This is a genomic window from Synechococcus sp. CBW1108, assembly GCF_015840335.1.
GTDB lineage: Bacteria > Cyanobacteriota > Cyanobacteriia > PCC-6307 > Cyanobiaceae > Cyanobium_A.
Window position 1 is genome coordinate 2,622,760 of sequence record NZ_CP060395.1, and the last position, 25,854, is coordinate 2,648,613.

Genomic DNA, 25,854 nt, shown 5'->3' on the forward strand with positions numbered 1-25,854 from the left:
ATTCCAGGGCGTTCAGATGACCCTAGGGGGGCTGGGCTGACGGGCCCGTTCCAAGGCCGCCCCCACCCCGGCCAAATCCGCAGCCCGGTGCCAGGGCCCCAGGCTGAATCGCAGGCCGCTGGCCGCAACCTCACTGGTGTGCCCCATGGCCAGCAGGATTGGGCTCGGTGTCAGACCATCAGGGCCGGCAGTCTGACTACTGCTGCAGGCGGAGCCGCTGCCTACGGCATAGCCCTGCTGCCAGAGGTTGCGCACCAGCCGACGGCCCGAGAGGGGCTCGCCACCCGGGCCTGCCAGCAGGAGGCTGAGGTGGTGGGGCAGGCGCTCAGGGGCCTCCAGATCGCGGGGATCGGGCCCCGAGAGCCTGACGCCTTCCTGCTGCAGCAGCTGCTCCAGCAGGGCATTGCGCAGGGGCTCCACCGGATCGCTGCCCCCATGGGCAACCAATCGGTCCGCACAGAGTTCCAGGGCCCTGGTCAGGCCCGCCACCAGGGCCACGGGCTCCGTTCCGCCCCGCCGTCCCGCCTCCTGCCCGCCTCCGCCGATAAGGGGGCTGAGCTGGAGGTCAGGGCGCAGCAGCAGGGCACCAATCCCCCTGGGCCCCTGCAGCTTGTGGCCAGCCAGGCTGAGCAGATCGACGGGCAAGGCGTTGAAGTTGAGCTGTTGGTGGCCAATCACCTGCACCGCATCGACGTGCAGCAGCACACCAGCCGCCCTGCATTTGCTACCAATGGCCTGCAGGGGCTGGATTGTGCCCACTTCGCTCTGGCCCCAGATCAGCGACACCAACCGGGTGGGCGGCACCAGCAATTGCTCGAGCAGCTGCTGATCTACCAGCCCGAGCCCATCCACCGGCAACCGTTCAACCTGCCAGCCGCGGCTTTGCAGCTGCTTTGCTGCAGCCAGGGTGGCCGGGTGTTCCACCGCTGAGATCAACAGGCGACCCGCAGGCAAAGCGGTTGCCACTCCCAGCAGGGCGGTGTGGATTGATTCGCTGCCGCCCGAGGTGAACAACACCTGGTGGCTGGCGCAGCCGAGCAGTTCCCCTATCCTTTGGCGGGAGCGTTCCAGCTGTTCGGCGGCAGCCAGACCAAAACCATGCAGGCTCGATGGGTTGGCCCAGGCCCCGGCATGGACCGCCGCCATGGCCTCAAGCACTTCAGGTGCCGGTGGTGTGGTGGCACAGGCATCGAGATAGTTGGCCCAGCAGCTAGCCACCGCCCTAGTCAAAAGCGTCCTGCTCCCCTGGCGCCCCGTTCGCTTTGGAGATCCTGGCCCGGATGCGGGATTCGAGCGAGTTGCTTGCCAGCGCCACCAGGTCGTCTAGGGAATTGGCCTCGAGCATGGCCTGCACCCTCGCCCGGGCATCCGCAGATGCACAGGCCTCAGGCTGGATACACCCTTGGATGCAGGCGCTGGCGCAGTCGACCTCGGCTGCCTTTGGACTGGGCTCCCCATGGCTGCCGCCCCATAGTTCGGGCGTTACCACCCCGTCAAAGACGGCCAGGGCCGGGCCGGTCATGAACAGATGGTCAGTCCGGCCATCCCACTCAATTTCGAGGCTGCCCCCAGGCAGATCGAGCCTGGCGATCCGGTTGGCCAGGCCGAAGCGATGGGCCACCACCAAGGTGGCGCAGGCGCCAGTGCCACAGGCCAGGGTCGGACCTGCCCCCCGCTCCCACACGCGCATGACCAGATGGCTGGGGCTCAGCACCTGCACAAAATGAACATTGGTTCGGGCCGGAAAGGCCGGATGCAGCTCGAGGGCAGCGCCGAACCGCTCCAGGTCAATCGCAGCAACATCCGCAACGGGAACCACCACATGGGGATTGCCCATGCCGACGGAGCCAACATCAAATTGGCTCCCAGCTATCTCCAGGCACCCTTGGGCGACCCCAGCTGGGCCGAGCTCCAGGGTTGTGGGGATGGCAGCAGGTTCCAGGAAGGGAACTCCCATGTCCACCCGGATGGTGCCGTCCTGACGGAGTTCCGGAACGATCCTTCCTGCCAGGGTCTCGATCTGCCAGCAGCGTCCGGCAGGGTCACCATCGCTGTCGGCCAGGAACCTGGCCAGGCAGCGGATGCCGTTGCCGCACATTTCGGGCTCGCTGCCATCGGCATTGAAAATCCGCATCCGCAACTCCCCCTCGCCCCGGGCGGGCAGGGCCAGGATCACTCCATCAGCCCCAACGCCAAAGCGCCGCTCGCATAGCCGTTGAATCCGCTCCGGGGTGAGCCCCAGATCGTCCTGATCCCTGGGGCTGAGCCGCCCATCAAGGATGAGGAAATCGTTTCCCAGGCCTTGATATTTGCTGAACTGGAGCACGATGGAGGCAAGCACAGCCACAGCAGAATCCTATGCAGAGCTTTTTCGAGAAGCACTCGATCGCTCTCGATACGTCCCAGCCCAGCATTCGCCATCTGCAGGATTTGATTCGCCATCGCACCCCCGTGGCGATCCAGGTGGTGGGGATCGGTGAACTGGAAGGCACCCTGCACTGGCAGGACGGCAGCTACCTGGCCCTCAGCCAGGCGGAGGGCCGTCCCCTGACCCTGATCAACCGCTCAGCTGCCAGCACGATCCGGGCCCTGGGTTGAGAAACTTGGCTCTGCTGGGCTGTGGCACGATCAACGCTCCGATCCTGGCCTGGCTGCCGTGAGCGAATCACCCCGGTACCAACCCCAGGCCCTTGAAGCCCATTGGCAGCGGCAATGGAGCGACTCCGGCCTCTACGCCACCGAAGAGGGCGCTGCAGCTGGCGAGTCTTTTTTTGCCCTTTCGATGTTTCCCTACCCGTCGGGGAACCTGCACATGGGCCATGTGCGCAACTACGTCATCACTGATGTCATAGCCAGGGTTCAGCGGATGCGGGGCCAGCGGGTGCTGCATCCGATGGGATGGGATGCCTTCGGGCTGCCGGCTGAAAATGCTGCCATTGAAAGGGGCATTGACCCCGGCCTCTGGACAGACCAGAACATTGCGTCAATGCGGACCCAGTTGGAGCGGCTGGGCCTGTCGATCGACTGGGACCGAGAAATCGCCACCTGTCACAGCGACTACTACCAATGGACCCAGTGGCTATTTCTTCAATTCCTTGAGGCGGGCCTGGCCTACCAGAAGGATGCCACCGTGAATTGGGACCCGATCGATCAGACCGTACTGGCCAATGAACAGGTGGACAGCGCTGGCCGCTCCTGGCGCTCCGGAGCTCTGGTGGAAAAGCGGAAGCTGCGCCAATGGTTTCTGAAGATCACTGCTTACGCTGACCAGCTGCTCGACGATCTTGTCAAGCTCGATGGCTGGCCGGAGCGGGTGCGCACCATGCAGGCCAACTGGATTGGACGCAGCACGGGGGCAGAGCTGCAGTTTGACGTGGTGGACGGAGATGGCCGACCCAGCGGCAGCAAGATTGCGATCTTCACCACCAGGCCAGACACCATTTATGGAGCCACCTACCTGGTGCTCGCTCCTGAGAACTCCCTGGTGCCAGAGCTGACTGCGGCCGCTCAGCAGTTACCGGTGCAGGCCTTCTGCAACTTGGTGAGTCGCCAGAGCGAGCAGGAACGCACAGCCGAGGACAAACCGAAGCGGGGTGTGGCCCTTGGTTCCCAGGTTCGTAACCCCGCCAGCGGGGAGTTGATGCCGATCTGGATCGCCGACTACGTGCTGGCCGACTACGGCACGGGGGCGGTCATGGGCGTGCCTGCCCACGACCAGAGAGATTTTGTCTTTGCCCGCCAATACGAACTGCCAGTGCGGCAGGTGATCATTCCAGAGGGCAGCGATGAGCACGCCTATGGGGGTGGAGTCTGGAGCGAAGCGGGCGTGCTGATCCATTCCGGCCGCTTCAGTGGCCTGGCCAGCGGAGCTGCCAAAACAGCGATCACCAAAGCGGCAGCGCAGGAGGGCTGGGGAGAGGCGCGCACCAGTTACCGGCTGCGGGACTGGCTGATTTCACGACAGCGCTACTGGGGCTGCCCAATTCCGGTGATCCATTGCCAAGCCTGTGGCACCGTGGCCGTTCCAGCCGAGCAGCTGCCGGTCAAGCTGCCCGAGGCTGCCAGTTTGGCCGCGAAGGGAGGTTCGCCCCTGGCCCAGCTGGAGAGCTGGTGGAAGGTCGATTGCCCCCGCTGCGGCAAACCGGCTAGGCGGGAAACGGACACCATGGACACTTTTATGTGTTCCAGCTGGTATTTCCTTCGCTATAGCGATCCCCACAACACAAATCTGCCATTTAAGCGTGAACTGGTAGATCGCTGGCTGCCCGTTGATCAGTATGTGGGCGGAATTGAGCATGCAATCTTGCACCTACTTTACGCCCGCTTTTTCACCAAAGTTTTACGTGATCGTGGTTTGCTGGGCTTTGATGAGCCCTTCAAACGCCTCCTCACCCAGGGAATGGTCCAGGCAATCACCTACAAAAACCCTCACAGCGGCAAGTACATCGCTCCTGCGGATGTGGCCGACCCCAGCGACCCTCGGGATCCACTAAGTGGCGAAGGGCTTGTCACTTTCTACGAAAAGATGTCGAAATCGAAATACAATGGTGTCGATCCGGCCCAGGTGATCGAAAGATACGGCGCCGACACTGCCCGCATGTTCATCCTGTTCAAAGCGCCACCGGAGAAGGATCTGGAATGGGATGACGCCGACGTGGAGGGACAGTTTCGCTTTTTAAATAGGATCTGGCGTCTGGTGGACGGCGCTTGCGAACGGGGCCTCCAGCTGGAACTCGAGCCTCAAGTCATAGACCGCAGCAATCTATCGGCTCCAGAAGTGGAGCTGCGCAGAGCCGTGCATACGGCGATCGCGGCGATCAGCGAAGACCTCAGCGGTGACTATCAATTCAATACCGCCATTTCGGAGTTGATGAAGCTCAGCAATGCGATGGCCACCCATCTGGAATCCTCCTCCAGGCCGGTGGCCTGTGAAGCCCTTGCCAACTTGATGATTCTGCTTGCACCCTTTGCCCCTCACCTGGCCGAAGAGCTCTGGGTGCGCTTGGGGGCAAACCCTGCTGGCACCAACAGCATTCACCTGCAAGCCTGGCCCAGCGTCGATGGGGATGCCCTCAGTAAAGAGACGATCCCGGTGGTGATCCAGGTGAAGGGCAAGGTGCGGGGCAGTCTTCAGGTGCCTGCTGATGTGGATCAGGCAACGCTTGAAATGCTGGCTTTACAAAGTGAGATTGCAGTTAAATGGCTGGAAGGAAAGCCTCCCAGCCGAGTGATCGTGGTGCCGGGGAGATTGGTCAATCTGGTGCCCTGAAGGCACCAGCTAGACGGCTCAGAACCATTCGGCCAGCTCAGCCTCCTCCGCTTTGTTTACATTGGCTTCGGGCGTGGTGCGGTTGAAGTTCAGCGTTATGTGCCTGGTCTGTTCCCCATCTGCCGCAACTGCCGTAATCGGATAGAGCTGTTGGCCATCCCGAAACGGCACCTGGATGCGGAAGGTGCCGTCTTCAGCCAGGGGTACTATTTCATCGCCGATTCTCAAGGTGGCGGCTGGATCGGTGGCGCCGTAGACGACCAACTCAGCATCGGCAACTAGCCAGAAGGATCTGGGGCGGGCTGCCACAAGGCCAGATCCAGATTCACTGCGCCCACTTGCCCATCTGCCAACGCCTGAAGCATGCAGGCCCTGGTCATTCAAAGAAAAGGAATCGCTGGTGTGGAAGGCCTCAGATCCCCTACCTAGGGTGCGGCTGGTTGAGGTGGCAACCTGATAGATCCGCTCGTGGATGCCGGCGGTGGCAGCGGGTACGGAGAATTTCTCATCTGAAACCGGAGCCACCGCATCGAGGCTGAATGGCACAAATTGGTCCAGCACCTGCTCGCTGGGGTGGAGGGCTGGAACGCGGGCCACTCCAGAGAAGGCAAGGGAGCGCCAGCTGGAGCTGGCCACGCGATAGCCAAGTTCCACCCGGTAATCGCGGTCGCTGAGGGGCACCGGCAGGTACCACTCGGTGGCATGGCTGTTGACAACCACTTCCATCAAGGTGTGCTGGTGGGCCGCTCCACCGCCCAGACCCGTTACATCGGCTACTCGCAACACCAGCTGGGTCGAGCCGTCGGCCATGGCCTGCCTCCGGTCAACGTCTGAGAGCTCCCAAAACACATAGGCCCACTGGGGATCACGGGGGAGGAATACGACTGTCGTCTGCAGCTCCGGACGGGGAGCGGGCACCATCTCGGCCTCAATTGAACGGAGTTGCTCTGGCTGGTCCGGTGAGTCGGCCCCGGCGTCTGATCTGCGCTGAATGGCGCTCAGCAACTGGTCCTTGAGCATGCGGCTGTAGCGGCCGATGCCCAGGTCGCTGGCCAGCTGGCGCAGCTGGCGCAGGCTCAGCTGACCAATGTCAGGCCTATTGGCATCGTCTTGATTGCCAAAGTCTTGATTGGATAGGGGAAAGCCTGACGTCACCATGACGGACTCGCTGGAAGGTCTCGGACAAGGATCCCGCCTATTCCCTTAACTTTCGAGGGTCTGTCAGCAGTTCCCAACCGGTCTCAGCGGCGACCCTGCCATCGGTACCGGGGCAATGGTGCTCCACCTTTCCTGTCAGATGGGGGTTCTTGGCCGCCTAGCCCTGGCTGCCCCCGATGTCAGCGGGATCAGATGGTTTGGCCGTTGCCGTAGGCAACCACGCAGGCGGCGTTGAGCAGGTTGGCGTTGGCGGCGGTGGCAGGGGCGCCGTTGAGGCTTCCTTGGCGGCAGTTGCCGCTGGCGGCCTGGCTGAGGGTGCCGTTGGTCCAGGTGAAGCTCACAGAATCGGGCTCGATCGCCTTCACCGAGGCGTAGTTGAGCTGGAAGCCTGTCTGCGGCACCACGATCACGGTGGACTGCTGGGCGGCGGCGGCGTTTACCGAGTTTGTGATGGCGGCTGCGCTGGCCATGCCCGCCACGCCCCAGGCCAGCGGAGCGGTGCCATACCAGCCGTAGGGCCAGGGCCTGGTGGCCAAGTAGCCGCCCGTGGCCCAGCCCCCATGCCATACCCCGGCGCCATATGCCCCGGCAGCCGGCCTCACGCCGACACCGGCTGGGCCACCGATTCCGCCCGCGCCGACCCCGGCCCGGGGGGTGATGCCAGCCCCGGCAGCTCCAAAGCCTGCCCCCGGGCGAGCCCCTGCCCCCGAGCCTGCTCTGCCGAAGCCCCCGGCACCGCCAAAGCCTCCGGCACCGCCCGGCCGTGCCTCAGCTTCCCAGGGCAAGTGCAGGAAAAGGGCTGTGGCAGCTGAGGCAGCCAGCAGGGTGTGGCGGAACACGCAGGTCATTGGGGAAGGCTTGGGCAGAGCTCCAGGGTGGTTGCTCCTGACCTCACTTCTATCTGGTCCCACTGCTAGCCGCTGTCCCATTGGGTTTAAAGCTCTGAAGCTAAACGGATGCGGCGTCGAAGCGGGCAGCCAGCACGGCATCGGCGCGGGTCAGTCCATCAACCTTATGGGTGTAGATCAGGGCCTCGGCGTGGCCCCAGCCCAGGGTGAACTCCGCGTGATGGCCCTCGGCTTCGCAGATCGCGCCTGCCCTGTTGACCCACTCGAGGGCCTGCTGGAAATCTGGGAAGGGCCAGGATTTCAGCAGGTGATGGCCGTCCACCACCTGCCAGCCAGGCAGTTCCAGCATCAGTTCATCAAGCTCTGCTTGGCTCAGCGTGGGGGCGCCATCTCGACAGGGGATGCAGGTTTCCTGGGAAAGGGTCATCGGCCAAGCCTGGATGCAACCATCCCATCATGGCCGGCCTAGGTTGGTGACTCTCGGGCGGTGGAGATGCCTTACCCCGATTTCCCCATCCCCCAAGACGAGCTTGAGCGCCAGCGCGACCTCGAGCGGCAGGGAATCCTCAACCTCCCTAGGGATGAACACTTCGACCGTCTGGTGCGGTTGACGGCCACCGTGCTGGAAACGCCGATTGCCCTGATCTCCCTGGTGGATGGGGAGAGGCAATGGTTTCTGGCCCGCCACGGCCTGGATGCAACCCAAACCCCAAGGCAGATGGCCTTCTGTGCCCACGCAATCGCCGGAGATGAACCGCTTGTCGTGCCCGATGCAAGACAGGATTCCCGTTTTTGCACCAACCCCCTGGTGACCGGTGATCCCTTCGTGCGTTTTTATGCAGGAATACCCCTGCAGAGCAACCAGGGCCACAACCTCGGCACCCTCTGCGTCATTGACAGGCAGCCGCGCCACTTCAGTAACAACCAGGTGGCCCTGCTCGACGATCTCGCCAAATTGGTGCTGCGGGAGTTCGAGCTACGCCGCTTGGCAACGGTGCAGCCGATCAGCGGATTTCCTATCCGCGCCAGCTTCCTGGAACAGGCAGAACCTGAACTTGCCCGGGCTCGTCAGGGGGACTCCCCCCTGGCCCTGCTGGTAATCGAGCTTGACCACTTCAACCAGCTTCGCCAACGCTGGGGCCAGCAGGCTTCCGACCAGGCCCTGCTGGATGTGGCGGCTCTGCTTAGCTCCCAGCAATGCCCCCAGGATCTGCTGGGCCAGATCGGTGAGCAGCAGTTCGCGCTGCTGATGGCCAATACCGATGTGGATGCAGCCCTGGAGCGCGCTGATGCAATCCGCTGCGGCATTAACGAAATGTCCGGGGTGTTTACGGCCAGCGGCCATCGCCTCGGGATCAGTGGGGGCTTGACCCAATTGGCGCTGGCTGATCAGGGCCCCCAAGACCTCTTGCACCGTGCTGAAAAGGCCCTGACACTTGCCCAGGGAAACGGTCAGAACCAGATCGCCAAATTGCTGGACAATGCACCCTTGTCAGCCGGCGATTATCCGGAGCGACGTAACCGGTCCTAAGTGGGCGCATAGGGGCCAAACACGGTTGCGCAGGCTGCGCCGCAGCGGCTTCCCAGGCAGATGGCCTCAGCAGATGACCAACCTGCTGCCAGTCCAGCTGTCACCCCCGCGGCAAAGCTGTCGCCACAGCCGTAGCTATCAACCAAAAGTCCCGGCAGCGCCTGGGCTGGGTAGCGTCCCCCCGGCTCACTCCATCCCCCGGCTGCCCCTTCGGTGGCAATGCGGAGACGGGGTGGCTGATGCAGTTCCCCTGGCTCAACCCGCTCGGCTGGATCGAGGGCACTGCCGATCAAAGCATCACAGCTGACCCCGCTGGCCGCGACCAGCGCCATGGACAACCGGGGCGTGACGGTGAGCAGCCTGGCTTGACGGCAGAGGTGTAGGCCGGGGGCGTCAGTTGCGGTGACGAAGACCCCATCACGGAGTGCCAAATCCGCCCAAGGCAGGGGGTCGCTGGCCTCGGGCTGAAGGCGCTGGCCGATCACCGTGATCGCCCGGTCGCCGGCTGGATCGACAAAACTCACGCCCCGCCTGGTGGGGGCGTCGCGCCAGGCCACTTCCAGGTCGAGGCCGAGGGCCCGGAGCCTGGCCGCCGCCTGCTCGCCGATGCCATCCATACCAAGCGCTGTGTAGAACTTGACCGGCCGGCGGCTAAGCCTCGCCAGCTGCACGGCAGCCACGGCTCCGCCGCCAGCCGGCTCCTCCCGAAATGCCTGGGCCTGGCAGATCGAGCCCGGACCCGGCAGCTCTGCGACCGACAAAAAGCTGACCCACTCAACGTGACCAACCACCGCTAAGGAGAGGCCCTCCAGTGCGGAATCGAAGCCCATGGCAACCGGGGCGGGGCCTGCGTTTGACTGGTTTAGTCTGCATGGCCGAGCAACCCTTGCGAGCCATGCGCGCTGCACCGCTCCATCTCGAAGCTGGCAGCGATGTGCGGCTCACACTCGAACAGTTTGCCCGTCAGAGCAAGGCCACTGGTTTTGTGCTGAGCGTGGTGGGCAACCTTTCCCGGGCAGCCTTTGCCTGTCCCGACAGGCCAGCGGCCACGATCATCTCCGGTGAGCTGGAGATAATCACCCTGCAAGGCACTATCAGCCCCAACGGTGTCCATTTGCACCTCAGCTTCTCTGATGTCGACTGTCAGGTTTGGGGCGGGCATTTGGAACCCGGCACCCTGGTATTGAGGGGGGCTGACCTTCTGGTGGGACTGCTCGAAGAGGCGGCAAGACCGACGACCGGGCCCAGGGTGAAGATTGCAGTTCTTCCTGGCTGCCCCTATTCGATTCGGGCCCTACGAATGCTTCGAACCCTGGCCATCCCATACCTAGAGATTGAACCTGATGGGGCAGGCCCGGTTCCCCAGTTGTTCATTGATGGGGTGGCAATCGGTGGCTACGACGCCCTTGCCGAGCTCCATGGCCGTGGCGAGCTCGAAGCACTTCGCCCCTAAACATTGCCGCTAAAGCATTTACCTATGAAATTGCGGCGCTGGATCGATTGGACTGGGCTGAATATCCTTATTCCAGTTTTCATCCTGCTGATCCCCTGGGTTCAGGAGCTTATCGACCAGCTGTTTTATGGCGGTCAGTGGAATTTGCCGATGGCTCCTGGAGGTTCATTCCTGGGGGTCTTGACAGCCCCATTCAGCCATGGCGGCTTTGGCCATCTGCTGGCCAATTCACTTACCTTCCTACCCCTTTCCTGGTTAGTATTGCTACGCGGACGCGGCGATTATCTGGCCGTCTGGCTGGGGGTCTATGCAGCGGCAATACCAGTGTGGTTGATCTGGCCTGTTGGCAGCCATGGGCTCTCTGGAGTTGTTTATGGATTGCTCGGTTATTTGCTATTAATCGGCTGGCTGGAGCGTCGCATCCTTTCACTTGTTCTTTCCCTTACAGTGCTACTGACCTACGCGGGGATTTTACCGAGCCTGCTGCCGATCTTTTCGCCACCTGGAGTAAGTTGGATCGGCCACATCAGTGGCTTTATGGGCGGGATGCTGGCGGCCTGGGCCGTGGCTCGCCAGAATTTGCCAGATCCCAGGGTGTGACGATCAGCAGATCTGCCGCATAAGTGCAGCAGATCTACCTATTTGCGCGCAAATGGTGTGCTTCGGCACAGACTTTCTGTCTGCCATGGCCCAAGGTCAGATCGACATATTTGCGCCCATGGATGGATTTCTGTCATTACTCTTGCCTTTGTCATTACCTAAACAAAAGTAGGTATTTGATAATTTTAAAACTCATTTATGCAGATAAAATTCTGCTTGAAAAGGTGCTCTTCCCCTTTGAGGAATGGTATTTTGACGCCCCGGTTGAGGCCCATGTGGAGCTCTGGAGCAATGGCCTATCTGGCGCAGAACTGCTAGATCGATTTGAGGCTGGCTCCCTTGCCAATGCCCTATAGGGGCCTATCCGGTAAGGGCAGTGCCGGCCTGATCGGCCTGGGCAAGCCGCTCGAGTACCAGTTGTAGATCCAGGTCGGTCAGTTCACCATTGGCTTGCCACTTCAGGCAGGTGCGGCCAAGGCAATTGAGCTGGGTCGGTACCAGGTTGCCTGGCCAGGGCTTTTGCTGGATTGGGCGGTGGGATGAGTTGGCCATGGAGCTGGTGATATCCGATTTATTTATTATCAGCGAGTAGCCACCCCCCCGGATGCCCCCATCCGGGGGGGATTGGCACCATTTCTGCACCCCTTTCCTGTTACGGCCGCTGCCTTTGCTGGCCAGTCTGGGCAGAATGGGATCCCTCTCCAAAAGCCCATGGCCAGTGCCCATGATCGTCAGCTCGACCTGCTCAGGATCGTCTGCTGCGTGGCCTGGGCTGACGGGGAGGTCTCTGGGGAGGAAAGGCGGCTACTCGAAAAACTTGAAGCCCGCTATTTCATGGCTGGGGAGGAAACTGGCGGCAGTTCTGTTTCCAGCCAACTGGCCTCCTGGAGCCAGAACGGATTGAAGCTTGAAGACCTGATGGAGCGACTTGATTCTGTGGAGGACAGGCTGCTGGCGGTGAAATTGGCAAACATGGTTGCCCGGGTGAGCAAGCGTGCCGAAGACACTGACTTGATTAACCCACAGGAAAAGGCCCTCTATCGAGGGCTTGTGGAGGGGCTGGGCCTCAGTGAGAGCCAGATCCAGGAGGCGGAATGGGCCGCCGAACAGGAATTGGCAAGCGGCCGCAATGTATGGAGTTTGATAGGTGACGCCCTCTCTGGCCTGGGGGCCTGGCCCAGCTCCGAGATGCTGGAGAAGCCCGGTATCCAATGGCTCTGAGTGCCAAACACAGGCCGATCAGGTAGCCGCCGGGGGATGGGGGTTCTGCCATTTGCCCAGGGCTTCGAGTAGGGACAGGCCGTAGCGCTCGAGTTTGACCTGGCCCACACCGCCTATCTGGCCAAGTTCCTCCAGGCAGCCTGGCCGCCGTTGGGCCACCTCTACCAGGGTGCGGTCATGGAAGACCACATAGGGGGGGACCCCCTGGTTGCTGGCCTGCTGTTTGCGCCAGGCCTTGAGCTGGTTCAGCAGCTCGCTATCGCCAGGCTCGAGTATGGCCGGTGCGGTGCCCCTTGCGCCGTCGGATTGGCGACCCCGGCTGCGCTCTTGGCTGCACTCCCGGCTGGTTTGTGGCGGCAGGCGCAACTCCAGCCTCTCGTCCCCCCGCAACAGGCGTTTAACCCGCTCTCCCTCTGCGAAGGCCAGGGCGCCGTAGCGCTCCGGGTCAGCGCGGAGCAATTTCACCGCCACCAGCTGTCGAAACAGACTGCGCCACTGGCCGCGATCCAGCTCTTTGCCAACGCCATACACGCTCAGAGCGGCATGGCCCAGCTCCCTGATCCGTGCCGTATCAGCTCCGAGCAGTACATCGGTGAGATGGGCCGCCCCGAAGCGACTGTCGCAGCGATAGACGGCGGAGAGCGCCTTGCGGGCGGCTTCGGTGACATCCACTGCCGTAGACGGTTCAAGACAGGTGTCGCAGTTGCCGCAGGGGTCTGCCAATACCTCACCCAGGTGCTGCAGGAGCAGCTGGCGCCTGCAGGTACCAGCCTCCGTGAAGCCAATTAGGGCATCCAGCTTGCCGTGTTCAACCCGCTTCTGGGCCAGATCGGCATCGGATTCGTCAATGAACCGTCTCAACTGGGGCACATCCCCGCTGCCATGAACCATCCAGGCGAGCGCAGGCAGACCATCCCGGCCAGCCCGCCCCGTCTCCTGGTAATAGGCCTCCAGACTTTTGGGCAGGTCCAGATGGGCGACGAAGCGTACGTCTGGCTTATCTATACCCATGCCGAAGGCGATGGTGGCCACCACCACCACGCCACTCTCGCGGCGAAAGCGATCGAGGGCTGAGTGCCTCACCTCGGCATCCAGGCCTGCGTGGTATGCAACCGCGTCATAACCAGCTGAGCGGAGCTCGAGGGCGAAGCGGTCAACCCGGTTGCGCGACCTGGCGTAGACAATGCCCGCCTCGCCCCGATGGTCGGCCAGGAGGGCCAGCAGCTGGCGCCGGGGGTTGTCCTTCTCGCGCAGGAGGTAGCGAATGTTGGGCCGATCGAAGCTGGCCAGAAATACGGCTCCCTGCTCCAGCTGGAGTCGTTTGCGGATCTCCTCCCTGGTGCGCGGATCGGCTGTGGCGGTGAGGGCCAGCCTGGGCACCGCCGGAAACTGGTCTGCCAACACGGCCAGTTGCAGGTATTCCGGTCGAAAATCATGGCCCCACTGGGAGACACAATGGGCCTCATCAATGGCAAATAGGGCCAGGGAAAGCTGGGCCAGGCGCCCCAGGGTGCTGCCTGAAAGCAGGCGCTCAGGGGATAGGTAGAGGAGGTCGAGTTGGCCAGCTTCGATGGCACTCCAGCTGGCCCGGGTTTCGGCGGCGGAACAGCCCGAGTGGATCGCCGCGGCACGCACACCCGCCTGGAGCAGGGCCTCCACCTGGTCCTGCATCAGGGCGATCAGGGGTGAGACCACCACCGCAAGGCCAGCACGACACAGGGCCGGGATCTGGTAGCAAAGAGACTTGCCACCGCCAGTTGGCATCAACACCAGGGCAGACCCACCGGCCACCACGTGTTCGACGATCGCCTGCTGGGGACCGCGGAAAGCGTCGTATCCAAAGACCTGACGCAATACCTGTTGCGGAGACGGCAGGGCCTCCGGGTTCGGCATCGACATCGGGGCGGCCCTACTCAGGCCCTGCCGAAGCTCATCGCCGCAGGTTGGGACCAATCGCCGCTTGCCCGGTAACCCCTTGGATTGGCGCAGAGATGGCGCAGGATCCAGAACAGGGGTTCTGGGCTACTGGTGCCGAGGGCGTGCTGTAGCTCCTGCAGGCTGCGGGTTTTGCCATCACCCAGCAGGGCTTCTAAGCGCTCCTGAAGGCCAAGAATCTCCGCGGCTGCCTTTTTGCCTGCTTCCACCCCAGGCTGGTCGTAGGCATTGACATTGACCAGCTCGGCATAGAGGCCTACCGCTCGCTCGAACAGGGCGATCAGGGCGCCCAACGCCCTTGCATCGAAGCGGCGCAGGGTGATCGACATGCTCTGGCGCCCTCCTTCCATCAGGGCGGAGCGGGTGCCCTGGAGGAAACCGTCGAGGAAGTCGCCTGGAATTTCATCGCCAATCGGGGCTATGTCGCTGGGTTCCTCGAGGGCTTCAATGAAGGTCACAAAGAAGTTGTCAATGCCATCGCGCAGCTGTTGCACATAGGCGTGCTGGTCGGTGGAACCCTTGTTGCCGTAGACAGCGATGCCCTGGTGTACAACGTTCCCATTGCGGTCCAGTTTCTTGCCCAGGCTCTCCATCACCAGTTGCTGGAGGTAGCGACTGAACACTTCGAGCCGGTCCCGGTAGGGCAGGACCACCATGTCCCGTTTGCCTTCGCCATGGCCTGCCACATACCAGGAGGCGGCCATCAGGGCTGCCGGATTGCGGCGCAGGTCCGGGACCCGGGTGACGCAATCCATCTGGGCTGCTCCTGCCAGGAAGCCGCGGATGTCTGCCCCAATCAGGGCACCGGGCAGCAGGCCAACCGCACTGGTGATGCTCGTGCGCCCTCCCACCCAATCGAACATGTCGAAGCGGCGCAACCACTCACCGGAGACGGCCAGTTTGTCAAGTTTGCTATCCACCATGGTCACGGCCACGGCTTGACCCGCCCATTGACCCCCGCGGGCCTCAAGCCTTGCCTGGGCCTGCTCCATGCTGATGTGGGGCTCGGGAGTGCCACCCGACTTGCTCACCACCACTACCAAGGTGGTACTCAGGTGACTGTCGAGGGAAGCCAGGGTGCGGCTCATCCCCGCCGGGTCGACGTTGTCAAAGAAGTGAAAGGGCAGTCCCACGCCTGCGTCCTGCAGGGCCCTCACCATCAGCAGGGGCCCCAGCCCCGAGCCCCCGATACCGATCCAGAGCACGTCGGTAAATGGCTGGCCGTTGGGGGCCAGGAGGCTGCCCTCCAGAATGGCCTGGCCGAAGGCTTCAATCCGCTCCAGCTCAGCCTCAATGTGATGGCTGATTGCCGCTTCCGGAGCCAGCTCAGGCTTGCGCAGCCAGTAGTGGCCCACCTGCCGCTGTTCATCAGCATTGGCTATGGCACCGGCCTCCAGGGCCTCCATCGCTGCAAAGGCCTGGTTGAAGCGGGGGGAAAGGCTGTCGAGGTCCGCCTGGCCGATAGCCATGCGACTGACGTCCAGCCAGATACCGAGGTCGGCTTCGTACCAGAGCAGCTCGCAGAACCGCTGCCACTGGGTTTCTGCGCTGGAGCCATTGAAATTGGCGAGCATGGCGTTGCGGCTCAAGCCGCTCACGATGCCAAAACTTAGGGCTGAATCTCCCCCAACACCAAGCCATGGGCCGAAGTGGGGGCCGTTCTGTTGCAACTTAGGGGTCAGGGAAAATTGCGTATGCTCGAATTACTTCATTTGGTTACGGGTGCGATTCGCCAGAGCCCTCCATCAGCGTCGCTTCGGCCTGGTCGCCCTTCTGGTTGGCCTGGCTGCCATCCCCTTTGCGGTCACCCCCAAACGCCAGCTGCTGCTGCTCGACCCAGGCCTTAGCGGCAGCATTAGCACCCCTGTAGGGGAGGGCGAAGCCTACGATCCACTGCGGTTTTCAGCGGCCGAGCTGCTCGAGTTGAAGCGTCGCTTTGGCGTGCATGGCCCCCAGCCCCGCCTGGCCCAGCTCTTCACCAGCGGCATTGACCAACTGGAGCCCTTGCGCACCCACACCCTCGGGCGGATTGCCGATCTGCGGCCGCTGATCATCGCCGAGTGCCGCCGCCAGCGGGTCAATCCGATGTTGGTTGCTGCCGTGCTGTTCGACGAAATGCGCCATGCCAAGCCCGGCGAGGACATTCCGCTGGCGGCCCATTCCGGCCTTTTCAGCACCCACGGCCCGGCCCAGCTAGGGCTTGGCGAGCTGGTCCATCAGGGGCTGCTCAAAGAGAATGCATCCGAGGCAGAAATCAGCCAGGCCCGCACTGAGCTGCTGGATCCGCAGCGGAACGTTATTTTGCTAGTTGGAAAATTCGCGCGACTCAGCCGCGAACTCAACCTGCCCGAGCGCACCCTTGAGGCCAGCAGCAGCCAGCGGGATGCCAAGGCCCTCGCCACCCTGGCCTACCTGCACAACGGCAAACTCGACTATCCAAGACGCATCCTGCGCACGATGCAGGACCCCGAGTTGCACGCCCTGATGTACGCCAGCCGCAAGCAACCCCCTGCCCCACTGATCTGAGCCAATACTTCACAGATCCCAGATTCAACGCGCCAAGCTTCAACGCCTACAGAGCAGGCCGAGGTTCTGAAGCCGCTGCTGCAGGGCCTGCCAGTTGAAACTACGGGGGTCCGCCCGCTCGCCACCGAGATCCACGGCTCGGTGGGTGGTGATGTTTGCGGCGGGGATCCCATAGCGCCGCATCCAACTGGCCAGCTGGGCGGCGAGGGCGTCGTACTGGACGGCGGAATAGCCACTGTGGGATGGGTCGCTGTCCTCCCCGTCGAGGGGCGTTTCCAGGCTGATGTGCAGGGCGAAATTGTTGACCGAGCCGCCCACCTTGGCATTGGTCTTGACCCAGCGACCATTAAAAGCAGAATTGCCCGCACCAAAGGCCCGCTTGGCTGGATCGAGCACCTGCACGATCGCACCATTCTCACCAATCAGGCTGTGGTAGCTGACCTGGTCCTCATCGCGGGGATGGGGGGTAGTGAAGGTGTTAATGGCCGATCCGATCCCGTAGACCGTCTCGTGCAGGACGACCAACTGGGGGGTGGGGTCAACCGGGTTGCCGTAGGCATCAAGGCTGAACCGTTCGCCGTAATTGGTCGGGTGAATTCGCACCTGTACCGGCGAGGTCTCCACCTGACCCACCAGCTGGTGCAGCTTCTTACCTTGGCTTGGATCCGTGATCGCGCAGCTGGAGCGCAGGGGGGACTGCCAGCTGGGATGGGGCGGGGGCCCTGGGGCCCTCCTGCGTCCTGGCTCAGGGGAGGCGGGGGGTTGGCGCATCTCCTCCAGCAGTTCAAGCAGGCTGGGATTGCCGCTGCGCTCCCCGGTCTGGGGAGTCATGTCACGGGCCAGCCAGCCCAGGCCGCCTAGTAACACCAAGCCAGCTGCTGAAACGCAAACCAACAGGGGCCTGGGCACGGATCTCACGGCGCTTCCAGGGTCAACCAACGAAGACGTTGCTGCGCCATGGTCTCAGTCCCATCAGGGTCTAGCAAGAGGCTCCAAGCCACCGGGGCGGGTGGATCTGGGGTGATGGTGGCCGTGCGTACAAGTCCATCGCGACTGAACAGCAGTTGACGGGCCCGCGGAGATTCCCCAGCCGTCACCATCGCAAGGGCATCCTCTGGGGTTCGCAGCCTGATCCCATCGAGTGCCAACCATTCATCCCCAACAGTCAGGCCAGCCCGGGCGGCCGGCCCATCCCGCTGCACCCCCCCGGCGCAGGGCGCACCCGTGCCTGAATCCAGCCGGCAGCCGAGCTCCTGGCTCGCGCCCAGCGTGACCTTCAGGCCCAGGCCCACATCGGCCAGGTAGTTGGCCAGGGGTGGGTCCCCATCGCCGGCCAACCAGGTGGGCAGCAGTTCGGCCAGATCGGGAGCATGGCGGGTAAATGCTGCGATCAGGTCGGCCTCGCGGTAGCCCCGCCCCACAGCACCGTGGCTGCTCCAGAGCTCCCGCAGAATCACGGGCAGGCAGCTGCCGGCGCGGCGCAGGTGCAGATCTAGAACCAGAGCCAGTACTGCCCCCTTTAGGTAATAACTGATCTGACTGTTGGCGGAAAAGGCATCGGGTCGATAGAGCTTCACCCAGGCCTCCTCACTGCTGGCACGCAGGCTCTGGATGCGGCGGCCCGGGCTCAGCAGATAGCGGCTCAGGTCTGCGCCCAGATCCTCGATGACCTCGGCTTCGGTACAGCAACCGGCAGTGAGCGGCAGCAGCCGGTCGACATAGCTGGTGATGCCTTCAGCAAACCAGAGACTGGGAACCACCACGGCCTGGTCGTAGCGGTAGGGAGTGAGTTCGGCGGGCCTCAGCCGACGCACGTTCCACTGGTGCAGGTATTCGTGGGCGGCCAACTGCAACAACTTGCGGCGCCCCTCCGGCCGGGCTAGGGCGCGGCGACCGAACTGCAGCACCGTGCTCAGGTCATGTTCCAGGCCGCCATAGCCAGCGTCGCTGAGATGGAGCACAAACAGGTAGTGGGCGGCGGCAGGGCGGTCCACGCCCATCAGGCGGCAGCAGGCCAGGCAGACCGATTCAAGGTGTTTGAGCCAGTGGGGATCGCTCTCAACCAGTTCGCAGCCCTCCAGCACCGGGCCCCAGCTCACCCAGCGGTGGGGCACACCGGCAACACTGAAGGAGTGGCAGCGGTGTGGCCCCACCTCGATCGGCGTATCCACCAGCTGGTCGAAGTTCTGGGCTAGCCAGCCGCCACCCGGATCCTCGGCCAGGGGCACGAAGGCCTGCCAACTCGGCGGCAGGTTGAGCTGGAGCCGATGGCAGGACCAGCGCTCCCCCTCAATCTCCAGGGCCACGGCCGCCAGCGCCAGGAAGCCGTGCTCGCCGTTGAGGTGGCAGGTACGCACCGTCAACTCTGCCGCCAGGAGCGTGTAGCTGATCTCGATGGGCTGGAGGCTGGACAATTCCAGCTGCCAGCTACTGGGCGTGAGCCTCCTGAGCGGCAGGACGGACCCTCCCTGCCCAACCTGCCTCACCTCAAGCCCCTCCAGCTGGCGAACGTAGTCGCGGATCAGGTAAGAGCCTGGCGTCCAGCTGGGCAGGGAAAAAACGAGCCTGCCCTGTCGTGGCCGATGGCTGATCCGGACCCGCACCAGGTGCTGGTGGCAGGCGGTGAGATCGAGATTCAGCTCTGGCACGGCAGGGCTCCAGGCGGGGCGGGGCTCAGGTGCTCACGCTCACTTGAGTCCCGGCGCAGAGGGTGGAGGCTTGCCGCAGGGCCATTTCAGCTGCGTAGCGGCGGGTGATGCGGCCCAGCAGCTGCTGCAACTCCTGGGCGCGGCTGAGCCGCTGCAGGTCGGCCACCAGGGCGAGGGAACCATCGCCCTGGCGCATCCAGCCCAGTCTCTCCCCGCCAACCAGGCAAACCTGCAACAGCACCTGTTGGGCCTCATCTGCAAATCCCGGAACCGTTCCACCCCACTGGGGCGAGAGCTTCAGGGCCTCCAGGCTGGAAGCAAGTCCCTCGGCATCGCGCAGCACGGTTGGCAGGATGGAGAGGTGGGACAAGGCTCAATGACCGCTTCCTTAGAACCTAGCGATCATGGACAGGCAGTCCAGTGGCCGTTGCCACCGGATGGGGTTCTTGCCTCGATGCCCCTGCGGCTGGGGGTGATGGCCTCCGGCGCCGGGAGCAATTTCGAGGCATTGGTTGATTGTTTCCGTCACGGCAGCCTTTGCGGTGAGGTGGCGCTGCTGGTTGTGAATAATCGCGATTGCGGTGCCCAGAAGCGGGCCGAACGGCTGGGCATTCCGTGGGAACTCCACGACCACCGGCTCCAGCCAAACCGTGAACAACTCGATCAGGCTCTGGTGCAGGCCTTCAGGATCGCCTCGGTGGATTTGGTGGTGATGGCTGGCTGGATGCGGGTCGTCACCCCGATCCTTATTGGCGCCTTCCCCAACCGGCTGATTAACATTCACCCCTCCCTGTTGCCGAGCTTTCGCGGCCTCGATGCGGTGGGCCAGGCCCTGGCGGCGGGAGTCACCCTGGCGGGGTGCACGGCCCACCTGGTCAGCGAGGAGGTGGATGCGGGCCGCATCCTCGTGCAGGCGGCCGTGCCCGTGCTCAGTGGCGATGACCACGCCAGCCTCAGTCGACGCATCCAGGTGCAGGAGCATCGGATCCTGCCGGTGGCGGTAGCACTCGCCGCTCAGGGGTAAAAGGGCAGCAGCGGGAGCCCGGTGGTGGCTTCCAGGCCTGCCATCAGGTTGAGACACTGCACCCCCTGGCCCGCCTGGCCCTTGATCAGGTTATCGATGGCGACCATCACGATCAGCTGGTCGGTGCGGGGATCGAGTTGGACCGAGAGCAGGGCCCGGTTGGTCTGGCGCACCCACTTGGTGGAGGGATAGGTGCCAACAGGCAACACCTCAACGCAGGGGGCCTGGCGATAGGCCGAGGCCAGTAGGGTGGCGCAGTCCTCGGCGGTCAGCCCCGGGTCGCGTAGGCGGCAATAGATTGTGGCCAGCAGTCCCCGCACCATCGGCATCAGGTGGGGGGTGAACTGGAGCTGGATCCCATGGCCCGCCACCCGGGTAGCCAGCTGCTCGATTTCGCTTGTGTGGCGATGGCCCACCACGCCATAGGGGGAAACCGCTTCGGAGCATTCGGCCAGCAGCAAGTGCTCCTTGGCGGCCCGACCACCACCGGAGGTACCGGTTTTGGCGTCGATCACGATGCCCCTGGTGTCGATCAGACCCTGCTTGAGAAAGGGCAATAGACCCAGCAGGGAGGCGGTGGGGAAGCAGCCCGGAGCGGCAACCAAGCGGGCGCTACGAATCTGCTCCGCCTGCCATTCCGGCAGGCCATAGACGGCCTCAGCGCAGAGGTGGGCATCTGCCCGGGGCAGCTGGCCGGCCTCAGCTGCATACACCTCCTGCCACTGGGCCAGGGAGCTGTAGCGATAGTCGGCAGAGAGATCCACCACCCGCAACCCCCGCTCCAGCAGGGGAGGCACCAACTGGGCTGCCAGCCCATTCGGCAGGCTGAGCAGGGCGAAATCAGCCTGTTCTGCGATGGCAGCTGGATCCGGGGTTTGAACCACCGGGTCCCCTGCCAGGGGCAGAAACGGCACAAGTTCACTCCAGCGTTTACCCCTGCTGCGTTCGCCACCTAAAAAACTGACCTCGAGCCCCGGGTGTTGGTGCAAGAGCCGCAGGGTCTGCAGACCGCCGTAGCCACTGGCACCGATCACCGCTACGCGCTTGCTGGCCATGGGGGGATAGGTGGGCGGATCGTTCCAGGATTTATAAAGGATGATTGCGCCAGGGCTCCGGGCCCACCGGCACGCCCTTGACCCTCCTGCGCGACCAGCCCGTTTCGCCCCAATCCACCGGTTCCCTGGGCGATGGGATCCGCTTCGATTCAATTGCCGATGCCCTGGCGGCGATCCGCAACGGGGATTCGGTTGTGGTGGTAGACGATGAAAATCGCGAAAACGAAGGGGATCTGATCTGCGCAGCCCAGTTCGCCACCCCCGAGCAGATCAACTTCATGGCCACCGAGGCCCGGGGCCTGATCTGCCTGGCCATGGAGGGCGAGCGGCTCGACGCCCTGGATCTGCCCTTGATGGTGGATCGCAACACCGACAGCAACCAGACGGCCTTCACGGTGAGCGTGGATGCGGGTCCGGAGAACGGCGTCAGCACGGGAATTTCCGCCGACGATCGCGCCCGCACCATCCAGGTGGCGATCCACCCCCACACCCGAGCCAGGGACCTGCGCCGCCCGGGCCATATTTTTCCCCTGCGTGCCAAGCAGGGAGGCGTGCTCAAGCGCGCCGGTCACACCGAAGCCGCCATTGATCTGGCGCGCCTGGCGGGCCTGTACCCGGCCGGGGTGATCTGTGAGATCCAGAACAGCGATGGCTCCATGGCCCGGCTGCCCCAGCTGGCGGCCTATGCCCAGCTGCACGGATTGCGGCTTATAAGTATTGCCGACCTGATCAGCTATCGGCTCGATACCGAACGCTTTGTGCGCCGCCAGGCGGAGGCGGACCTGCCCAGCGACTTCGGCAGCTTCCGGGCCATCGGCTATCGCAACGAGCTAGATGGCAGCGAACATGTGGCGATCGTCAAAGGCCATCCAGCCCAGGCCCAGGGCCCGGTGTTGGTGAGGGTCCATTCGGAGTGCCTTACCGGCGATGCCTTCGGCTCCCTGCGCTGTGACTGCCGCCCCCAACTCGAAGCCGCCCTGCGCATGGTTGAGGCGGCAGGTGAGGGCGTGGTGGTCTACCTCCGCCAAGAAGGGCGCGGCATTGGTCTGATCAACAAGCTGAAGGCCTATTCGCTTCAGGATGGCGGCCTGGACACCGTGGAGGCCAATGAGCGGTTGGGGTTCGCCGCTGACCTGCGCAACTACGGAGTTGGGGCCCAGATCCTCAGTGATCTGGGTGTGCAGCGCCTGCGCCTGATCACCAACAATCCGCGCAAGATCGCCGGCCTTGGTGGCTATGGCCTGCGTGTGGAAGATCGGGTGCCGCTGGTTATCGACCCCGGCAATTACAACGCCGCCTATCTGCAAACCAAGCGGATCAAGCTGGGACATCTGCTGGGGGAGGGTCCCTCCTGCCCCATCGCTGGGCCCACGGCCGTTTTGGCCTGGCATGGAGTAGCAGCGGCAGCGCTCCTCCCAACGGCTGAGTCTCTAGTTGAGCAAATCGTCCAACTTGAACACTGGGCGACCCAGCTGGGCCTGCAGGTGAAGCTGGAGGAGCATCCCCGGCTGCTGGCCCTGCTTGACCAGCCCCACCTCACCGTTGTGATCAGCGGTCTCGACCAGGCGAATACGGGAGTTGCTGCAGTTGCAGCAGCCCTGCAGTTGATGGGCGGTTGGCCCCTAACCCGTCAGCTCAGTTTGTTGCTGGCCCCCGATAGCCAGCGCAGCAACCACCCCAGTGCCGATCTTGAACCGGAACGGCGCTCTCTGGTCGAGTTGGGCTCCGGGCTGAGGGTTCAGCCTGGAGCCTTCCTGGTCTGGACCTGAGCCTGCCTGATATGAACCGGTGCGGCTGCGGGCCTCAGTCCTGGATCGTCAGCTTGTTAATGCGACTGCCAGTTTTGAGAGCCAGCACCACATCCATGTTGCCTGTGAGGCCAAACACGGTGTGGACGCCATCGAGGTGGGGCTGGGCTCCGTGGCAGATATAAAACTGGGAGCCGCCGGTGTTTTTGCCTGCATGGGCCATGGCCAGGGTGCCCGCCTGGTGCTTCTGGCCATTGATCTCACAGTCGATCTGGTAGCCGGGGCCGCCGGTGCCGGCGGTGCCACGGGCGCCTTCACGGCTGTTGGGACAGCCCCCCTGGGCCATGAAACCGGGAATTACCCGATGGAAGGCGAGGCCGTCGTAGAAGCCCTCCTTGGCGAGCTTGGTGAAGTTGGCCACGGTTTTTGGCGCATCAACCTCGAAAAGTTCGAGTTCGATGCTCCCGGCATCCGTTTCCATCAGGGCTTTGGTCATGACAAATGGGGGTAAACAGCGACTTTATGGGGTCGGCGGAAGCGGTTGCCCCCACCCCCCATGTTGAGAATGGAAGCCGATGACCGCTTTGCCGATGACCGTCTTGCCGATGACCAGCTCCAGCCCAGTCCCCCGCGCCGGCATTGATCTCAGCCGGGCCCGCATGGGAATCCTGGGGGGCAGCGGGCTGTACGGCATGGACGGCCTCGAGGACGTCCAGGAGCTGCGGATCGAGACCCCCTACGGCGATCCCTCGGCTGACCTGCTGCTGGGGCGTATCGGCGAGCTGGAGGTGGTTTTCCTGGCCCGCCATGGTCGCCACCACAGCCTCAGCCCCACTGAGGTGCCCTATCGGGCCAACCTCTGGGCCCTGCGTTCCCTCGGGGTGCGCTGGATTATCTCCCTCTCGGCGGTGGGGTCACTCCAGGGGCAAATCCGCCCCCTGGACATGCTGGTGCCGGACCAATTCATTGACCGCACCCAGCAGCGGCCCACGACCCTCTTCGGGGATGGGCTGGTGGCTCACGTGGGATTCGGGGATCCCTTCTGCCCGGCCCTGGCCCGCCTACTGGCCGACGTGGGCGAGAGCCTGATGCCAAAGGGCCACCAACTGCATCGAGGTGGCACCTACCTCTGCATTGAGGGGCCCGCCTTCTCCACCCGGGCCGAATCGGAGCTCTACCGCTCCTGGGGATGCGCGGTGATCGGCATGACCAACCACACCGAGGCTCGCCTGGCCCGGGAGGCCGAAATCGCCTATGCCACATTGGCGATGGTCACCGACTACGACTGCTGGCACCAGGACCATGCCTCGGTGACGATGGAGATGGTGATCGAGAATCTCGGCACCAATGCCGCATTGGCCCAGCGGATCGTGCGGGTGGCGGCAGAGCGGGTGGCGGCCCAGCGGCCTACCAGCAGCGCCCATCACGCCCTGCGCAATGCCCTGATCACCCCGCCTGACCAGGTGCCCGCTGCCAGCCGCCGCAAGTTTGATCTGTTCACCGCGCCCTACTGGGGATCCTTCAACTGAGCAGCGCAAGCCGCTAGAGCCTCCCTCAAACTGGGTCCATGCCGTTCCAGCTGGGTGGTGGCCCCATCCAGGTCCAACCCCGATGCGGCCATCAGCAGGGCTAATTTCACCGAACCTTGGCTTTCCTGCAACAGGGCCACCCCATCCTCCCGGCTGATCCCGGCCAGGTCGCGCAGGATGCGCAGGGCCCGATCCTCCAGCTTGATATTGCTGACGGCTACATCCACCATCCGGTTGCCGTACACCTTGCCAAGCCGCACCATCACGCCGGTGGAGATCAGGTTGAGGGCCATCTTGGTGGCGGTGCCTGCCTTGAGCCGGGTAGACCCGGCCAGCAACTCCGGCCCCGTGAGCAGGCGGATATCGATCTCACAGGGCATTGGCACCTGCGCTGCCGGCACGCAGGCCATGGCTATCGCCAGGGCCCCGATCGCCTGGGCGTGGGCCAGCCCGCCCAACACGTAGGGGGTGGTGCCACCTGCCGCAATCCCCACCAGGCAGTCGCCGGCGCCGAAGCCCCGCTGCTCCAGATCCTGGCGACCGGCTTCGGCCAGGTCTTCCAGCCCCTCCGAACTGCGCAGCAGGGCAGCTGCCCCACCTGCAAGAACTCCCTGAACGAGCTCTGGTGGGGTGCAGAAGGTGGGCGGACACTCCGCCGCATCAAGCACCCCAAGTCGGCCTGAGGTGCCTGCGCCGAGATAGAAGAGGCGACCACCCTGGGCCAGCCGGCTGGCGATGGCATCCACCGCCCGGGTGAGGGCTGGGGCCGCCTCTGCCACGGCTCTCTGGGGCTCCAGGTCGTTGGCACAGAAGAGGGCTACCAGCTCGGCGGTGGAGAGCTGGTCGAGCTTTTCACTGAGGGGATTGGCCTGTTCGGTGAGCAGGTGGCCCCGGTCGGTTGCGGGCACAGGCAGGCTCACAGCAGCCCCTCCAGCTGACGCCGAATCGCCTCCAGGCTGCCATCGCCAGCCTCCGGCTGCTCCTCCTGCCACTGGGTCACATCCATGTTGCGCTCCGGTGGCGCGATCAGCAGTCGATCTTCCGGGCTCTGGGGCAGGAAGCCGGCTGGCACCAGTCGAGCTTCATAGCCTGCCTGGCTGCAGAACAGCTCCATCTCCTCCCGGTCGAGGGGCTCGACCGTTGGCATGGGGAAATCCTGGGCCTCTAGCAGTCCCGCATAGCGCTCGGCATCGTCCCTGTCTTCAAACAGCAGCACGACAGTGCGGCCACTGACTTCCAGGGAATGGATGCCTTCCTGGTCGCTTCCGGCATCAAATAACAGCACATGCACCGGCATGGATCGCGGCAG

General features: G+C 63.7%; 27 protein-coding genes. 11 read left to right on the forward strand and 16 right to left on the reverse strand.

The window, feature by feature from the left end:
* Window positions 1–12 precede the first annotated feature (12 nt).
* Entirely contained in the window at window positions 13–1,218 is a 1,206-nt protein-coding gene (locus H8F27_RS14155) for a cysteine desulfurase family protein (RefSeq protein WP_197148882.1), read from the reverse strand.
* A gap of 4 nt (window positions 1,219–1,222) precedes the next feature.
* Window positions 1,223–2,326: a diaminopimelate epimerase gene (gene dapF / locus H8F27_RS14160; protein WP_197153597.1), complete on the reverse strand. Its 1,104-nt coding sequence runs from the start codon at window positions 2,324–2,326 to the stop codon at window positions 1,223–1,225.
* A 32-nt stretch (window positions 2,327–2,358) separates the two neighbouring features.
* On the opposite strand from dapF, the gene H8F27_RS14165 reads away from it, so the two are divergent.
* Entirely contained in the window at window positions 2,359–2,598 is a 240-nt protein-coding gene (locus H8F27_RS14165) for a hypothetical protein (protein ID WP_197148884.1), read from the forward strand.
* A gap of 19 nt (window positions 2,599–2,617) precedes the next feature.
* Window positions 2,618–5,269, forward strand: coding sequence for a leucine--tRNA ligase (leuS, locus tag H8F27_RS14170; RefSeq protein ID WP_370594518.1), 2,652 nt, complete (start codon window positions 2,618–2,620; stop codon window positions 5,267–5,269).
* 18 nt (window positions 5,270–5,287) lie between these two features.
* On the opposite strand, the gene H8F27_RS14175 is transcribed toward leuS, so the two are convergent.
* The 3 genes from H8F27_RS14175 to H8F27_RS14185 form a co-directional block, all read right to left on the reverse strand.
* On the reverse strand, window positions 5,288–6,427 hold the full coding sequence (locus H8F27_RS14175; RefSeq protein ID WP_197148890.1) for a DUF4912 domain-containing protein: 1,140 nt from the start codon (window positions 6,425–6,427) through the stop codon (window positions 5,288–5,290).
* Between the two features lie 188 nt (window positions 6,428–6,615).
* Complete coding sequence (locus H8F27_RS14180; protein ID WP_197148891.1) at window positions 6,616–7,275, reverse strand: hypothetical protein; 660 nt, start codon at window positions 7,273–7,275, stop codon at window positions 6,616–6,618.
* 100 nt (window positions 7,276–7,375) lie between these two features.
* Window positions 7,376–7,702: a 4a-hydroxytetrahydrobiopterin dehydratase gene (locus H8F27_RS14185; RefSeq protein ID WP_197148892.1), complete on the reverse strand. Its 327-nt coding sequence runs from the start codon at window positions 7,700–7,702 to the stop codon at window positions 7,376–7,378.
* Between the two features lie 66 nt (window positions 7,703–7,768).
* On the opposite strand from H8F27_RS14185, the gene H8F27_RS14190 reads away from it, so the two are divergent.
* Window positions 7,769–8,806, forward strand: a complete 1,038-nt coding sequence (locus tag H8F27_RS14190; RefSeq protein WP_197148894.1) for a sensor domain-containing diguanylate cyclase — start codon at window positions 7,769–7,771, stop codon at window positions 8,804–8,806.
* On the opposite strand, the gene H8F27_RS14195 is transcribed toward H8F27_RS14190, so the two are convergent.
* Window positions 8,803–9,636: a PfkB family carbohydrate kinase gene (locus H8F27_RS14195; RefSeq protein ID WP_197148896.1), complete on the reverse strand. Its 834-nt coding sequence runs from the start codon at window positions 9,634–9,636 to the stop codon at window positions 8,803–8,805. The genes H8F27_RS14190 and H8F27_RS14195 overlap by 4 nt on opposite strands.
* A 65-nt stretch (window positions 9,637–9,701) precedes the next feature.
* Between H8F27_RS14195 and H8F27_RS14200 the strand changes: the two genes are divergently transcribed.
* The 3 genes from H8F27_RS14200 to H8F27_RS18350 all read left to right on the forward strand — a co-directional run bounded on the left by H8F27_RS14200 (window position 9,702) and on the right by H8F27_RS18350 (window position 11,215).
* Complete coding sequence (locus tag H8F27_RS14200; RefSeq protein WP_197153598.1) at window positions 9,702–10,259, forward strand: PCC domain-containing protein; 558 nt, start codon at window positions 9,702–9,704, stop codon at window positions 10,257–10,259.
* A 24-nt stretch (window positions 10,260–10,283) separates the two neighbouring features.
* On the forward strand, window positions 10,284–10,859 hold the full coding sequence (locus H8F27_RS14205; protein ID WP_197148902.1) for a rhomboid family intramembrane serine protease: 576 nt from the start codon (window positions 10,284–10,286) through the stop codon (window positions 10,857–10,859).
* Between the two features lie 122 nt (window positions 10,860–10,981).
* On the forward strand, window positions 10,982–11,215 hold the full coding sequence (locus H8F27_RS18350; RefSeq protein ID WP_370594519.1) for a DUF1830 domain-containing protein: 234 nt from the start codon (window positions 10,982–10,984) through the stop codon (window positions 11,213–11,215).
* A 4-nt stretch (window positions 11,216–11,219) separates the two neighbouring features.
* On the opposite strand, the gene H8F27_RS14215 is transcribed toward H8F27_RS18350, so the two are convergent.
* Complete coding sequence (locus H8F27_RS14215) at window positions 11,220–11,411, reverse strand: hypothetical protein (protein ID WP_197148906.1); 192 nt, start codon at window positions 11,409–11,411, stop codon at window positions 11,220–11,222.
* A 159-nt stretch (window positions 11,412–11,570) separates the two neighbouring features.
* Here H8F27_RS14215 and H8F27_RS14220 point away from each other — a divergent pair, with 159 nt between their 5' ends.
* The gene (locus tag H8F27_RS14220) at window positions 11,571–12,080 is read left to right on the forward strand and encodes a hypothetical protein (RefSeq protein ID WP_197148908.1); all 510 of its coding nucleotides are present in this window, start codon (window positions 11,571–11,573) and stop codon (window positions 12,078–12,080) included.
* Between the two features lie 18 nt (window positions 12,081–12,098).
* Here the strand turns inward: H8F27_RS14220 and recQ are convergent, their stop codons facing one another.
* Together recQ and H8F27_RS14230 are read right to left on the reverse strand one after the other, a co-directional pair.
* Complete coding sequence (gene recQ, locus H8F27_RS14225) at window positions 12,099–13,979, reverse strand: DNA helicase RecQ (RefSeq protein WP_231596306.1); 1,881 nt, start codon at window positions 13,977–13,979, stop codon at window positions 12,099–12,101.
* Between the two features lie 14 nt (window positions 13,980–13,993).
* On the reverse strand, window positions 13,994–15,589 hold the full coding sequence (locus H8F27_RS14230; protein WP_197153600.1) for a glucose-6-phosphate isomerase: 1,596 nt from the start codon (window positions 15,587–15,589) through the stop codon (window positions 13,994–13,996).
* 148 nt (window positions 15,590–15,737) lie between these two features.
* On the opposite strand from H8F27_RS14230, the gene H8F27_RS14235 reads away from it, so the two are divergent.
* Complete coding sequence (locus H8F27_RS14235) at window positions 15,738–16,541, forward strand: helicase DnaB (RefSeq protein WP_370594425.1); 804 nt, start codon at window positions 15,738–15,740, stop codon at window positions 16,539–16,541.
* 39 nt (window positions 16,542–16,580) lie between these two features.
* Here H8F27_RS14235 and H8F27_RS14240 read toward each other — a convergent pair whose 3' ends face one another.
* From H8F27_RS14240 to H8F27_RS14250, 3 genes are read right to left on the reverse strand one after another with little or no spacing between them, the layout of a single operon-like run.
* On the reverse strand, window positions 16,581–17,408 hold the full coding sequence (locus tag H8F27_RS14240; protein ID WP_370594520.1) for an N-acetylmuramoyl-L-alanine amidase: 828 nt from the start codon (window positions 17,406–17,408) through the stop codon (window positions 16,581–16,583).
* Window positions 17,409–17,455: 47 nt separating this feature from the next.
* The gene (locus tag H8F27_RS14245; RefSeq protein ID WP_197148910.1) at window positions 17,456–19,189 is read right to left on the reverse strand and encodes a M61 family metallopeptidase; all 1,734 of its coding nucleotides are present in this window, start codon (window positions 19,187–19,189) and stop codon (window positions 17,456–17,458) included.
* Window positions 19,190–19,214: 25 nt separating this feature from the next.
* On the reverse strand, window positions 19,215–19,559 hold the full coding sequence (locus tag H8F27_RS14250) for a DUF1257 domain-containing protein (RefSeq protein ID WP_197148912.1): 345 nt from the start codon (window positions 19,557–19,559) through the stop codon (window positions 19,215–19,217).
* Between the two features lie 84 nt (window positions 19,560–19,643).
* Between H8F27_RS14250 and purN the strand changes: the two genes are divergently transcribed.
* Window positions 19,644–20,213, forward strand: a complete 570-nt coding sequence (gene purN, locus H8F27_RS14255) for a phosphoribosylglycinamide formyltransferase (protein WP_231596308.1) — start codon at window positions 19,644–19,646, stop codon at window positions 20,211–20,213.
* Here purN and argC read toward each other — a convergent pair.
* A complete protein-coding gene (argC, locus tag H8F27_RS14260; protein WP_197148915.1) occupies window positions 20,204–21,268 on the reverse strand; it encodes an N-acetyl-gamma-glutamyl-phosphate reductase in 1,065 nt (354 codons plus the stop codon). The genes purN and argC overlap by 10 nt on opposite strands.
* 137 nt (window positions 21,269–21,405) lie before the next feature.
* Between argC and ribBA the strand changes: the two genes are divergently transcribed.
* Window positions 21,406–23,037: a bifunctional 3,4-dihydroxy-2-butanone-4-phosphate synthase/GTP cyclohydrolase II gene (gene ribBA, locus H8F27_RS14265; protein WP_197153603.1), complete on the forward strand. Its 1,632-nt coding sequence runs from the start codon at window positions 21,406–21,408 to the stop codon at window positions 23,035–23,037.
* A gap of 34 nt (window positions 23,038–23,071) precedes the next feature.
* Here the strand turns inward: ribBA and H8F27_RS14270 are convergent, their stop codons facing one another.
* Complete coding sequence (locus tag H8F27_RS14270) at window positions 23,072–23,512, reverse strand: peptidylprolyl isomerase (protein ID WP_197148916.1); 441 nt, start codon at window positions 23,510–23,512, stop codon at window positions 23,072–23,074.
* Between the two features lie 94 nt (window positions 23,513–23,606).
* Between H8F27_RS14270 and mtnP the strand changes: the two genes are divergently transcribed.
* Window positions 23,607–24,545 (forward strand): S-methyl-5'-thioadenosine phosphorylase, encoded by a 939-nt coding sequence (gene mtnP / locus H8F27_RS14275; protein ID WP_370594426.1) that lies wholly within the window; start codon window positions 23,607–23,609, stop codon window positions 24,543–24,545.
* Here the strand turns inward: mtnP and murQ are convergent.
* Window positions 24,524–25,465: an N-acetylmuramic acid 6-phosphate etherase gene (gene murQ / locus H8F27_RS14280; protein ID WP_197148917.1), complete on the reverse strand. Its 942-nt coding sequence runs from the start codon at window positions 25,463–25,465 to the stop codon at window positions 24,524–24,526. The genes mtnP and murQ overlap by 22 nt on opposite strands.
* Window positions 25,462–25,842, reverse strand: coding sequence for a DUF3110 domain-containing protein (locus H8F27_RS14285; protein WP_197153605.1), 381 nt, complete (start codon window positions 25,840–25,842; stop codon window positions 25,462–25,464). Before H8F27_RS14285 ends, murQ begins: the two co-directional genes overlap by 4 nt.
* Window positions 25,843–25,854: the final 12 nt, after the last annotated feature.